Genomic DNA, 14,351 nt, shown 5'->3' with positions numbered 1-14,351 from the left:
AATTTGTGGTTATGAATATGCAACATTATAACTTTCTTCGTGAATGTGAGCTTGAAGCCGCGTTACATGAAACCAGGGCCGATTATCAGGCCGGCAAATTTGTTAGCGAAGAGGTTGAAAAACATATAAAACGGCTGAAAAATGAGTTATAAACTTATTTACACCGACAGCTATACAAGAAGAACAAAGAGGTTTTTCAAAAAACATCCAGAGCTGATATCCCAGTATGAAAAAACTCTCAAAATACTAGAGATAAATCCTCAACATCCCTCGCTGAGATTGCATCGATTGAAAGGGAAATTAAATAATTTACACTCGGTGTCCATCAATATTTCTTACCGCATCACTTTGGAATTTTATTTTATAGAACAAGAAATCATTTTGGTAAATGTCGGTCCTCACCATGAGATCTATCAATGAATATCAAAACAGTATGCTTCCTGGTCGCTTTTCTCCTCCCCATTGCTACCTGGTCCTAACCCGGTTTCCCGTCTATTCCACCCTGGAAACAAGTAAATCCCCGATCGCTAATGATTTTCCTAATGGATTGAACGTTTTCCACTGGCATGGCGACACCTTTGACCTTCCCAAAGGAGCCGTCCACCTTATGCACCGCCAGGCATGTGAGAACCAGGCTTTCATCCTGGGAGACCGGGTTCTGGGACTTCAGTTCCATCTGGAAACCACAATGGAAAGCGCTGCTTCCCTGGTACAGAACTCCACTGACGATCTCCGACCTGATACCTTTGTCCAGGATGCAGAAACCATCCTCCAAGGGGAGGAACGTTTCAATCGCATCAATCAGTCCATGGAATCCATCCTGGAATATCTGGCAGGAATTACTGATAACCGGAGATAGATTTGAAATCTGTTCCTATCACCCTAACTCTTTATGATAACTTTGCAGGGATTTCACCAATGCCTCGCCTTTTTTCCGCGCCGCTATCCCTTTGGCGGCCGCCAAAGCGGCAGCTGGAGTGGTAATAAATGGGATCTTGTAGTTAATTGCCGCCTGGCGAATATAAGAATCATCCTCATGGCTGCTTTTGCCCCTGGGGGTATTGATAATCAACTGGATTTCACTATTTTTTATGGAATCGATAATATTGGGACGCCCCTGTTTCAATTTCAAAATTTCTGTGGCTTCAATCCCCTGTTGCCGCAGGAAACGGCTGGTTCCCTCGGTGGCCAGAATTTTAAATCCCAGCTCACTAAACTGCCTGGCCGCGGCAATAACCCCTGGTTTATCCCGCTCGGCCACCGTAATCAAGACGTTCCCCACTAAAGGCAGGACTGACTGGGTAGCCTCCTGGGCCTTGAAGAAAGCCATGCCGAACGAATCAGCCATCCCCAACACCTCGCCGGTAGACCGCATTTCCGGACCCAGAACCGGGTCAACTTCAGGAAACATGTTAAAGGGAAAAACAGCCTCCTTGACCCCGAAGTGGGCAATAGGTTTTACCGCCAAGCCTAAATCGGCCAGTTTCTTCCCCAGCATGACTTCAGTTGCATAGCTGGCCATGGAAATGTTGCAGACTTTTGAAACCAGAGGGACGGTTCTAGATGCCCGGGGATTGGCCTCCAGAATGTATACCGTATCGTTGGCGATGGCATATTGGATATTCATCAAACCGACCACCCCCAGTTCAACCGCAATCTTCCTGGTATACTCTTCAATGGTTTCTATGTGTTTCAACGGGATACTGACCGGAGGAATAACGCAGGCCGAATCCCCGGAATGAACACCAGCAAGCTCAATATGCTCCATTACCGCCGGGACCAGGGCATCAGTACCGTCAGCAATGGCATCGGCCTCAGCCTCGATGGCATTTTCCAGGAACTTATCAATCAGGATCGGCCGTTCCGGTGAAACATCGACGGCGGCCATGACATAGTGACACAGCATATCTTCATCATGAATTACTTCCATCGCCCGACCACCCAGCACATAAGAGGGCCGAACCATCAGGGGATAACCTATGTTTGCAGCTATCTCCAGGGCTTCAGGCAAAGTACTGGCCATTCCCGATTCCGGCTGGGGGATACCAAGTTTAAGCATTATTTGCCGGAAACGGTCCCGATCCTCAGCCAGATCAATGCTCTCCGGAGCCGTTCCTAAAATTTTCACCCCTGCAGCCTCCAGTTCATTGGCAATATTCAGCGGTGTCTGGCCACCAAACTGGACAACCACACCTTCTGGCCTCTCTTTTTCGTAAATGCTCAAAACATCTTCAACCGTCAGGGGTTCGAAGTAAAGTTTATCGGAAGTATCATAGTCGGTAGATACCGTTTCCGGATTACAATTGACCATGATCGATTCGTAGCCGGCTTCGCGGATGGAGAATGCCGCATGAACACAGCAGTAATCAAACTCAATCCCCTGGCCAATTCGATTAGGCCCCCCGCCAAGAACCATAATTTTGCGCCGGTTACTGACTTCAACCTGGTCCGGAGCATTATACGTTGAAAAATAATAAGCCGCATCTTCAACCCCGCTCACCGGCACCGGCTCCCAGCCTTCACAGATACCCAGATTTATCCTGTGCTGGCGAATATCCTCTTCGGCAACTCCAAGAATCCGGGCCAGATATTTATCGGCAAAACCATCCTCTTTTGCCTGGCGCAGCAGATCATCAGGCAACGACTTCCCTTTGTATTGCAGTACCTGTTCCTCCAGTTGCACCAGTTCCCGCATCTGCTCGATAAACCAGGATTTAATATGGGTAATAGCATACAGTTGTTCGGCTGTTGCCCCCTGACGTAGAGCCTCATAAAGAATAAACTGCCGTTCACTGCTGGGTTCCTGCAGCTGCATCAATAGATCTTCCAGCGGAAGATCATGGTAATTTTTCGCAAATCCGAGGCCATAGCGGCCAATTTCAAGGGAGCGAATCGCCTTCTGGAACGCCTCCTTATAATTTTTACCGATGCTCATCACCTCGCCGACCGCCCGCATCTGGGTACCCAGTTTATCCTCGACGCCGGCAAACTTCTCAAAAGCCCAGCGGGCAAATTTGACCACCACATAATCCCCGGAAGGGGTGTATTTTTCCAATGTACCGTCCCGCCAGTAGGGAATTTCATCCATAGTCAGGCCGCCGGCCAGGAGGGCGGAAACATAAGCGATGGGAAAACCGGTAGCTTTTGAAGCCAGCGCTGAAGAGCGTGAGGTACGGGGGTTGATCTCGATCACCACCACCCGACCAGTTTCAGGGTCATGGGCAAACTGGACATTGGTGCCTCCAATCACCTCTATGGCCTCAACGATATCGTAGGAATATTTTTGCAGGCGGTTCTGCAACTCAGGAGCAATCGTCAACATGGGTGCCGTACAGTAAGAATCACCTGTATGAATTCCCATGGCATCAACATTTTCAATAAAACAAACGGTAATTTTCTGATTTTTGGCATCACGCACCACTTCGAGCTCCAGTTCTTCCCAACCCAGAACCGACTCCTCCACCAGAACCTGATTCACCAGGCTGGCGGCCAATCCACGGGCACAGATGGTCCGCAACTCATCAACGTTATACACCATTCCGCCACCAGTACCGCCCATCGTATATGCCGGTCGGAGAACAACAGGATAACCAAGCTCTTTGGCTACCCTTTCAGCGTCCTCAACCCGGTTGATCGCCGTACTTCGCGGCATCTCAATTCCCAGGCTGTCCATAGTTTTTTTAAAGGCGGTTCGATCTTCGCCCCTTTCGATGGCATCGATATTCACCCCGATAACCTTGACCTCGTATTTTTCCAGGATGCCGGCACCGGCCAATTCCGAAGAAAGATTGAGAGCCGATTGACCACCCAGGTTCGGCAACAAAGCGTCAGGTCGCTCGGCAGCAATAATCTTCTCTATGGTCCGCAGATTCAGGGGTTCAATATAGGTAACAGCCGCCATCCCGGGATCGGTCATAATCGTCGCCGGGTTGGAGTTGACCAGTACAATCTCATAGCCCAGGGACCGCAGGGCTTTACAGGCCTGGGTACCGGAATAATCAAATTCACAGGCCTGCCCGATGATGATCGGACCTGAACCAATAATCATTACTTTGTTGATATCTTCACGTTTTGGCATCGACACTTCCCCCCCTAAACAGAATCAAATTGAGCGGTTAGCCCTTAGCGGTTAGCTATTAGCTTAATGTTTACAGGAATTTTACTGTTAAAAACTGGCAGCTGTTGGACCCGCATTCCATTAACATAAAACCTTAACTTTCCTCAACTAAAACTAATGGCTAACAGCTAATCGCTTCACTTAGATAATAACCTGCAACATAGCATTTGCCTTGACAAAACTCAATAAAACATAAATCCGGATTAAAAGATTTTTTGCTTATTTTTGACAAAAAAGGACGGACTATAATAGTCAGCGATTTTTTGTTAACACTTAAACCAACACCTTCACTCAACTTTCTGACTTGTATTGCCGGGTAACCATTACCAGATGTTCGGGTTTGGCTCATAGCGGTATTGGCCGCCTGGGGTGGATGGTTTTCAAAACTGTCCCCCATTGGTGATTCACGGCGGACACCCGGGGACATTCTGCAAAGAGTTTTAGTAATTGAAGAAAACAATTTTTCATGCTAATACGGCAAAAGGTTGCCGCAGAATGTATTTTCAAATTTGAAAACCTACATATTAAAAAGGAAAAAACTATGAGGAGCGTAAAAGAGTTTATGGCCGTGGTTGTTCGCAAAAATCCTGGAGAGATCGAATTTCATCAGGCGGTTGAAGAGGTAGCTGAGTCTATAGCTCCGTTTTTAAAAGAAAATCCCCAGTACGAAGAGGCAAATATTATAGAAAGAATGATTGTTCCCGAAAGAGTACTGATTTTCAGGGTGCCCTGGCTTGATGACAAACAGAAGGTACATGTAAATGTCGGCTACCGGATCGAGATGAACAGTGCCATCGGTCCTTATAAAGGCGGGCTTCGTTTCCATCCCAGCGTTAACCTGGGTATCCTTAAATTTCTGGCCTTTGAACAAGTTTTCAAAAACAGTTTGACCACATTACCCTTGGGCGGCGGCAAAGGCGGCTCTGATTTCAATCCTAAGGGGAAATCAGACACGGAAGTTATGAGCTTTTGCCAGAGTTTTATGTCCGAACTTTTCCGGCATATTGGTGAAAATACGGATGTTCCGGCCGGTGACATAGGTGTCGGAGCACGTGAGATAGGTTTTCTCTTCGGTCAGTATAAAAGACTGAGCAACGAGTTTACCGGTGTGCTTACGGGTAAGGGTAGAAACTGGGGCGGCAGCCTGATCAGGCCTGAAGCTACCGGCTACGGCTGTGTCTATTTTGTTCATGAAATGCTGAAAACCAGAGGAGAAAACCTTGAAGGCAAAACCTGTGTCGTCTCAGGTTCCGGTAATGTGGCCCAGTATACAACTGAAAAACTTCTGGAATTCGGGGCCAAGGTGGTAACCCTGTCGGATTCCAACGGTTTTATTCACAAACCGGAGGGCTTGACTGAGAAAGATCTTCAGCTTGTGATTGAACTTAAAAACGTCAAGCGCGGTCGGATTAGTGAATGCGCCAAGCTTCTTGAAGGTTGTAAATATTATGCCGGAAAAAGGCCGTGGGAAATTGCCTGTGATATAGCCTTTCCCAGTGCTACGCAGAATGAGATTGATGAAAAAGATGCGCAAACACTGGTTAAAAACGGTTGTTTCGCAGTCGGTGAAGGGGCTAACATGCCGACCGTCCCGGATGGTGTCAAAGTGTTTCAGGACGCCAGAATTCTCTATGCACCCGGTAAAGCTGCCAATGCCGGCGGTGTTGCTACCTCAGGGCTTGAGATGAGCCAGAACAGCATCAGGACGGCCTGGACTCGTGAAGAAGTTGACGCGAGACTACGCCAGATCAAAATAAATATACATGAAAATTGCGTAAAGTACGGCAAGCAAAAAGATGGCTACGTCAATTATGTTGTCGGTGCTAATGTCGCGGGTTTTGTCAAGGTAGCGGATGCTATGCTTGACCAAGGAGTTGTTTAAGGCCGGCTTTGCCCTTTACAGCATAAATACTTTGGCAATTTATTTTCTTGTTTTTTATACAGGTTTTCAGGCTTAAGGCACTAATAAACCATTTCAATAGATGGTAATCGAATCATGTGTAACGCAACATTAAAGCCGGTGTTCAGCTCTGGAATCGAGGCCCTTGACGAGATGCTTCAGGGGATAATTGCGGGTGATAATGTTGTCTGGCAGGTTGATAATCTTAAGGATGTAATGCCTTTTGTACACGCCTTTTGTCGATGGGTGCATCGCGACAGAAAAAAACTTGTATATTTCAGATTTGCGTCTCACGAGGCGCTTGTACCGGATGAGTTTGAAGCCGAAGTACATACCCTGAATGCAAAGGCCGGATTCGAGCAATTTATTACTGAAATTCTCAACGTCGTCGAGAAAAGTGGTAAACATGGTGTGTGCTACGTCTTTGACTGTCTATCCGGGTTGGCAAAGGACTGGTACAGCGACCGGGTTCTGGGCAATTTTTTTAAGATGGCCTGTCCTTATCTCTTCACTTCACAAACGGTCGCATATTTCGCCCTGATACGCAATCGACATACGCCTCATTCAATCAATGCTATCCACTCCACGGCCCAGGTCGTGCTCGACTTGTACCGAAGTAATGGCAAGGATTATATCCTCCCCTTGAAGGTCAAGGGACGTCATACGTCCACCATGTACATGCTCCATGCTCTGGAAGGGGGTAATTTCGAACCGGTGACCCAGAGTACCATCGTTTCTGAAATACTCTCCACTACTCCACAACCATGGACTGATGGCAATCTTGCCCGTCGCGACACCTGGATGAAAATTTTGGAAGAGGCACAGGCTGCATGCTCAACCCAGGAGAAACGGAGTTCGACTAAGAATAACAAGTCTCTCCAAAAGCAGCTGATCAAGATGCTTGTCACCCGGAGCAAGGCCGTCTCCCAGCTGTGCGAAGAGCATTTTGAACTTTCCGACCTTGTGTCCATCGGTAAACGCATGATCGGTACCGGGCTCATTGGCGGGAAATCAACCGGGATGCTTCTGGCTCGAGCTATTCTTAAAAACGCCCACCCTAAGTGGGATCAACTCATGGAGATTCACGACTCTTTTTTTATCGGAGCCGATGTCTTCTATTCTTTCGTGATCAATAATAAATGCTGGTGGGAACGACACCAGATGAAAACATCTGATGATCCCTACGTTGAAGCAGAAAAGATCAGGGAAAAACTCCTGAATGGAAAATTCCCGCGGGATATAATTGATCAGTTTGCGGAGATACTGAACTATTTCGGTCAATCACCGATAATCGTACGTTCAAGCAGTCTCTTGGAAGATGCGTACGGCAATGCTTTTTCCGGTAAATACGAAAGCGTTTTTTGCGTCAACCAGGGTACACCTAAAGAACGATTAGAACAATTCAAGGATGCAGTGCGTACAGTCTACGCAAGTTCGATGAGTCAAGATGTCCTGACCTATCGCTTACACCGGGGATTATGGGACCGGAACGAAGAGATGGCCCTGCTGGTGCAGAGAGTGTCCGGGGCCTTCTATGAAAACCTCTACCTGCCCCAACTAGCTGGTGTGGGATACTCATTCAATCCTTTTGTCTGGGATCCGGAGATTAATCCATCAGATGGGGTTTTGCGACTTGTATTTGGCCTTGGCACTCGGGCCGTGGATCAGCATGATGACGAATATACTCGCATTGTTGCACTCAATGCTCCTTTAAAACGTCCGGAAGCCAGCGCCGATGATGTCTACAGGTACAGTCAGCATGTTGTTGATGTTCTAGACCTGAAAAACAACATACATACGAGCACGGATTTTGAAACTGTAGCCAAATCAACTCCCGGACTTCCTCTTGAACTTTTTGCCGTGCGTGATCGCGAAATGGAAAAGCGAGCCCGGCAGCATGGTGTTCAAAACATTTTTTCCTGGATGCTGACGTTTAAAAATGTCTTTACCGAGACAAACTTGGTTAACGATATGAGGGAGATGCTCAAAACTCTGGCCACAGCCTATGATTATCCGGTTGATATTGAGTTTGCCATAAATTTTTCCAGTGACGACTCCTATCGGATCAACCTGCTTCAGTGTCGGCCATTTCAGGTCAATGTTAAAACCAGCGGTGCCAAATTGCCTGAAAACATCAAGGAAAAAGATATTTTTCTTAAGACATCAGGACCTATTATAGGACAAGCCGTAGCTCAGAAAATCGACCGGATTATTTACATAATACCGTCAAAATATAGTACTTTGACAACTTCAGAACGTTTTTCGGTCGCCAGTCTAATCGGTGATTTAACCAATGAACTGCCTGACGACAAAAACGTTATGCTGGTCGGACCGGGACGTTGGGGCAGTAAAATGCCGGAATTGGGTGTGCCGATCTCCTTTAACGATATAAGGAATGCCTCGGTTCTTTGCGAACTTGTCACCATGCATGAAAAACTGACCCCCGATATTTCTTTGGGCACCCATTTTTTTAACGACCTGGTTGAAATGGGGATTGTCTATATCGGGATCTATCCTGGAGATGAAGGCTATGTGCTGAATGAAAAACTGATTCTACAGGGCAGCAATGTCCTCTCTAAAATATATAACAAAAATGATGCTATCGCCCAGGCAATCCATGTTTCAGATATAGATAATGCACTATCGAGTCTGTTTTTTCACGCCAATACCCTCAATCAGAAGGGGATTGTTTACCAAGTAAAAAACTAAATAGTTGTCGATTTTAAGAGTTTAAATAGGCGTGGTGCTAATCGTTTCTGGTTCGCACCACGCTTTTTTGTTGGATTTTTCAACCCTCATATTCCAGGGGGCTCATGCCGGTATCGCCGCCGGAACTAAAGTGGACCCTATTGTCAAGACCGATTTTCAAGAAATTTAAGCTACATAACGATCCATGATTCCAACCTTGCTGTGAGTCGAAAATATCTGTTTTTCAGATATTGAAAATGTGTTACATATTGTGACCTTTCGTTAAGCGTGCATGAATAATTTTCCTGGGCAGTATATCATCTGAATTTTGGCCGGCTTGGACGCCAAATCAGGTAATATAATTTATTCAACTTTTCACGAAAGCAACAACCTATAATTAGGAGCAACATATGTGCCGGCTGAGCGCCATTATTGCAGATGAGTATTTCTCCCCGATGGAAAACATCATGGCCCTGGAAACTATGAAAGAAGGACATGACGGCTCCGGACTTGGACTGATTTTACGCAACCTGGGTGGGGAATTCGAGGAACTGAAGGAAAATCCTATCCTTTCGGGAATCTGTTCAAAAGAATCAATCCCCATTCTGGATGAGTTCATGGTTAAACTGGGTTTCAGAACCAAGCACCTGTGGACACCAAACATCAGCCTGGAAAAAGGGATGTCGATCAAGAAGCGGGATTTCTACTTTGCCCGGGCATATGATTATCCGGACTGGGCTGAAGACACTGATCAGGAAACCAAGGAAAAACTGCTCATTAAAACCAGGCTGGAACTCCGCAATATGGGACTTGCCGATGACAGCATGTATGTCTTTTCCTTCTGGCCGGACATGATCACTCTGAAGGAAGTGGGTGACCCACTGGAAGTAGGTGAATTTTTCGGCTTAGATAAAAAACCCCTGCTGGCCAAAACCGTTCTGGCTCAGGGACGCCAGAATACCAATTACGCCATCAATCTTTACGCCTGCCATCCATTTTTTATCCAGGGAAACGGGACGATGACCAATGGGGAAAACACCGCTTTTGTTCCCATTCGTGATTTTTTAACCGGTCGTGGCATCCCCGGTTATGTGGGTTACAGCAGCGACAGTGAAGTTTTCACCCACATCCTCCATTACCTCCGTCATGAACTGAAATTTCCGCTAAAATATTATAAAGATGTCATCACTCCGTTATTCGACCGGGAAATGGGAGAACGATCCGACCGCAAGGCCATCGAAGTACTGAAGAAGGTATTGCGACCACTGACGATTGATGGGCCCAACTGTATTATAGGTTTTGATCAGAGTGGCACTATATTTATGACCCAGGACTCCGAGAAGCTGCGCCCGGGAGCGGTTGGTGGAGTCCCGGGCAAATATGCCCTGATGTCTGAAGTCTGCGGCCTGGATGCCGCGGTTCCCGACCGGGATACCAGCAAGGATGTCTTCCCGATGAAATATGACCTGGTTATGGTAGATGAGGAAGTTAAGGAGATAAAAGTATGGAATCAAAAACACGGCTCGATGTCAACGGTCAATTAACCGTAAAAGACCTGCCGTATTTCATTCACTGGGATTCAGACAAATGTAGCCGCTGCGGCCGGTGTACCTCAGTATGTCCCAACCAGGCCATTGAGCCGGCAGTCTTTGTCAGGCGTCTGGTTTCTTCGGAAGGCTCCCTGCCGATGCCGGCCACGGTTCGGACCACCTATCACGGCATCCGCCAGGTCACCGACATCGAACGTTACTGCGTCGGTTGCGGCATCTGCGCCCTGGTTTGTCCCAATGAGGCCATTTATCCTGAATATAATCCTGCCAACAAACTCCTGATCAACCAGAACCGGGGTGGAGTTCCCCTTAAGCGGGGCGGGCGGCGCAACGACCCCAATACTTCTACCCTGGACAAACTGAAATTTACCCGCATTTCCATGCTTACCGACCCGGCCCTTGATGCCGGACGGCATGAGTTTCACATCCGAACGCTCCTGGGTCGAAATATTTCTCCCGACCAGCTGCCCCTGACCGTCAAGGACGATGATTTAGTGTTGGATGAAACAGTTTTCGTCCCCCCGGTCCGGGAAATTTTCCCCATCCGCATCGGCGGTATGTCTTTTGGCGCCCTGTCGCCCAACATGTGGGAAGGACTGGCCATGGGAGTCGCGTACCTGAATGAGGTGGAAAAAATTCCGGTGGTTATGTGTACCGGTGAAGGCGGCATGCCGCCACGGCTGTTGAAATCCCGATTTTTAAAATACTTTATCCTCCAGATTGCTTCCGGTTATTTCGGCTGGGATGAAATCATCCACGCCATCCCCCAGATGAAAGAAGATCCGGCAGCCATCGAGATCAAATACGGCCAGGGAGCCAAGCCTGGAGACGGCGGCCTGCTGATGGCCTTCAAAGTCCTGGACCTGATTGCCAAGGTACGGGGGGTGCCGATGAAAGTAGACCTGGCATCACCGCCGACCCACCAGACCCAATACTCAATTGAGGAAGCAGTCGCCAAGATGATCACCTCCATGTCCATGGCCTTTGGTTTCCGGGTGCCGGTCTATCCCAAGATTTCCGGCACTAAAACCGCCTTGGCGGTTCTCAACAACCTGGCCCGGAACCCTTTTGCCGGCGCCCTGACTATTGATGGGGAAGACGGAGGTACCGGGGCGGCTTACAATGTTTCCATGGACAAAATGGGACATCCCATCGCCTCAAACCTGCGGGACTGCTACCTGAATCTGGTAAAAATCGGCAAGCAAAACGAACTGCCGCTTTTTGCCGCCGGCGGGGTCGGAAAAACCGGGAACCTGGCGGCCAATGCCGCCGCCCTGATCATGCTGGGAGCTTCAGGGGTTGACTGCGGCAAGTATATCATGCAGGCGGCTGCCGGCTGTCTGGGGGATGAACAGAACCGCTGCAACCTCTGCAACGTCGGGCGTTGTCCCAAAGGCATTACAACGCAGAATCCTCGATTGTACCGACGGCTGGATCCGGACCTGGTAGCGGAGCGAGTGGTTGACGTTTTCAAGGCCGCGGACAGTGAATTGAAAAAGATTTTCGCCCCCATGGGTCGCAGTACCCAACTGCCCATCGGCATGTCCGACGGCTTGAGTGTTTCCGACCGCCAGATTGCCGAGCGGCTGCAGATAGATTACGCCTGTTAATGTTCATCAGGAAAAATTTCCTGATGAACGCTTTCAGCTGTCAGCAATCAGCTTTCGGTAATTAGAGGTTATCGGTTGACAATGAAAAAATAGGATAACTCTCACAGAGGCACAAAGTCACAGAGATAAATGAAATGGAAAATATAAAGTTCTCAGTGTCTCTGTGAAAAAAATCGTACAATCAGGAAAACCAACTTACGAAACCATCTAAGGATTAGTTTCATGTATGAATTACACGGCATAGTGGGCGGAAAACGGGTCAGCTCCAAGAAACTGGAAGAACAGATCCAGCGACTGGTACGCAGTGGTGAACACCAGTTGAAGATTGTTTCTGACGGCCAGCATGGTATTGGCGGCAGCATCTGGCCTGCAACGGAAAAAACAGCCATCACCGTGGAAGGCCCGGTGGGACAACGGCTGGCCGGTATGGGAATGATGGGCACGGAGATTGTTGTCCACGGCTCCTGTTCCGATGATGTCGGCTGGCTGAACTGCGGCGCCAAAATTACCGTCCTGGGAGATGTGGCCAATGGCGCCCACAACGCCGGGGCCCAGGGAATCCTTTACGTCCAGGGCAGCGGCGGTGCCCGATGTGACACCATGACCAAGTTCAATCCCCGTTTTGAGCCGCTGCAGTCCTGGTATTTTCGTGATGTGGGGGATTCTTTCGCGGAATTCAAGGCCGGCGGCATTGCCGTCGTCTGCGGTATAGAACCCCGACACCCTGATAACATCCTCGGTTACCGCCCCTGTGTCGGCATGGTGGGCGGCACCATTTATTACCGTGGTCAAACCAGCGGTTACAGTGCCAGAGATGTTCGAGTTGCTGAGCTGGAGGATGCAGACTGGGAATGGTTGACCACTAATATCAAACCATACCTCATGGCCATCGACCGGATTTCCTCTCTTAAAGAATTGACCGCCGACCGTTCAGCCTGGCAGAAGATAGTTGCACTCTCTCCTGAGGAACGGAGTGATATAGGTGGCAAGCGGCTGCCCATGGAGCAGTTTCGCCTGCAGACCTGGGATGAGGAAGTCGGTAAAGGCGGGATTGTCGGCGACCTTTTGGATGTGGAACGTAGCATCATTCCTTATATTGTTACCGGGGAAGACCGCCGCTACTATCCTTCCTGGGACAATGGCCGCTTTATGGCACCCTGCTGCTACAACTGCCCGACGGAAATTCCCACCCAGGTTCGTACCCATTTAATTCGGGAAGGAAAACACCAAGAAGCCCTTGAGCTCATCCTGCAATATTCTCCTTTGCCGGCCACAGTCTGCGGCCAGGTATGCCCTAACCCCTGCATGGATGCCTGCAGCCGCGGGGTTCTGTTGCGGGAGCCGGTTGATATTGCCCTGCTGGGCGGTCTCAGCCAGGAAATTCCAGCTCCGGAGAAAGCCCCGGTGAGGACAGAAAAAGTTGCCGTTATCGGCGGCGGTCCGGGAGGCATTGCCGCCGCCTGGCACCTTGCACTGGCCGGCATCCAGGTCACCCTCTATGAACGTGAAGCCGAGCTGGGTGGCAAGATTTACCAGTGCATCCCCGAAGACCGCCTGCCACGGGAAATTCTCAGCCATGAGCTTGATCGTTTTCGCTCCCTGGGAGTGGAAGTTTATACCGATTTTACGATAAACCGGGAAAAATACGACCAGCTTCGCCGCGAATTTGACGCCGCCATCCTGGCTACCGGTGCCCACGCGCCAAGAGTGCTTCCCTTCCCCGGCTATGAAGACGTAATCCCGGGAATTGTTTTTCTCAAGGAAATCAATGCCCGCACCCCCATGGACCTGAAAGACAAAAAGGTAATTGTCATTGGGGCCGGGAATGTGGGAATGGATATTGCCTGTGAAGCCTACAATCAGGGGGCTTCAGCGGTAATTGCCGTAGATATCCAGGCCCCGGCAAGCTTTGGCAAGGAACAGCAAATGGCCCAGGCCCTGGGAACTCAAATCGTTTACCCGAAATTCACCGACCGTTACAGCAAAAAGGAAGGGAAGCTCTATTTCAAGGACGGCAGTCACCTGGATGCCGATGTGGTATTTATCTCCATCGGCGAATCTCCCGAGCTTGAGTACCTGCCGGAAACGGTAGAATTATTCCGGGGATATGTCCAGGCGGATGAATACGGACACACTAGCGAGGAAAAAGTGTATGCCATCGGTGATGTCAACAAACCGGGGCTGATCACCCATGCCCTGGGGGCCGGGTTGCAGATTTCAAGAACAGTGCTGGCTGATCTGGAAGGAAAGCCAGCCCAAAAGCGTAGCGATGAAATGATTGATTATGCTCTGATCGGTCAGGAATATTATGAACGGGAGCGGATGTCCCAACCCAAGGATGGCGATACTGAAGCCTTAAAATGCATGTCCTGTGGACTTTGCCGTGACTGCGGCATCTGCGAGCAGACCTGCTACCAGGGAGCCATTTCCCGCCAGGAAACTGAAGATGGCGGCTATGAGTATGTGGTCAATGATGATCTTTGCAT

At 49.0% G+C, this 14,351-nt stretch carries 8 protein-coding genes; 7 read left to right on the top strand and 1 reads right to left on the bottom strand.

Features of this window, described 5'->3' with window-relative positions; all coding sequences use genetic code 11:
• The first annotated feature begins 141 nt into the window (after positions 1-141).
• Together U9P07_05215 and U9P07_05210 are read left to right on the top strand one after the other, a co-directional pair.
• Positions 142-420 (top strand): type II toxin-antitoxin system RelE/ParE family toxin, encoded by a 279-nt coding sequence (locus U9P07_05215; GenBank protein ID MEA2108803.1) that lies wholly within the window; start codon positions 142-144, stop codon positions 418-420.
• The gene (locus U9P07_05210) at positions 404-859 is read left to right on the top strand and encodes a hypothetical protein (GenBank protein MEA2108802.1); all 456 of its coding nucleotides are present in this window, start codon (positions 404-406) and stop codon (positions 857-859) included. Before U9P07_05215 ends, U9P07_05210 begins: the two co-directional genes overlap by 17 nt.
• An 18-nt stretch (positions 860-877) precedes the next feature.
• Here the strand turns inward: U9P07_05210 and carB are convergent, their stop codons facing one another.
• A complete protein-coding gene (gene carB, locus U9P07_05205; GenBank protein ID MEA2108801.1) occupies positions 878-4,078 on the bottom strand; it encodes a carbamoyl-phosphate synthase large subunit in 3,201 nt (1,066 codons plus the stop codon).
• Between the two features lie 580 nt (positions 4,079-4,658).
• Between carB and gdhA the strand changes: the two genes are divergently transcribed.
• The 5 genes from gdhA to U9P07_05180 form a co-directional block, all read left to right on the top strand.
• Positions 4,659-5,999, top strand: a complete 1,341-nt coding sequence (gene gdhA / locus U9P07_05200) for an NADP-specific glutamate dehydrogenase (protein ID MEA2108800.1) — start codon at positions 4,659-4,661, stop codon at positions 5,997-5,999.
• A gap of 114 nt (positions 6,000-6,113) precedes the next feature.
• Entirely contained in the window at positions 6,114-8,726 is a 2,613-nt protein-coding gene (locus tag U9P07_05195) for a PEP/pyruvate-binding domain-containing protein (GenBank protein ID MEA2108799.1), read from the top strand.
• Between the two features lie 389 nt (positions 8,727-9,115).
• Positions 9,116-10,249, top strand: coding sequence for a glutamate synthase (locus U9P07_05190; protein MEA2108798.1), 1,134 nt, complete (start codon positions 9,116-9,118; stop codon positions 10,247-10,249).
• Complete coding sequence (locus U9P07_05185; protein MEA2108797.1) at positions 10,210-11,865, top strand: glutamate synthase-related protein; 1,656 nt, start codon at positions 10,210-10,212, stop codon at positions 11,863-11,865. The genes U9P07_05190 and U9P07_05185 overlap by 40 nt, the downstream gene beginning before the upstream one ends.
• 222 nt (positions 11,866-12,087) lie before the next feature.
• Positions 12,088-14,351 (top strand): FAD-dependent oxidoreductase (locus U9P07_05180; protein MEA2108796.1); only part of this gene is annotated, 2,264 nt, incomplete at its 3' end.

Source organism: Pseudomonadota bacterium (genome assembly GCA_034660915.1).
Classification (GTDB): Bacteria; Desulfobacterota; Anaeroferrophillalia; order Anaeroferrophillales; family Anaeroferrophillaceae; genus DQWO01.
The sequence above is the reverse complement of the archived record's forward strand: the minus strand, read 5'-3'. Positions and strand labels throughout refer to the sequence as shown.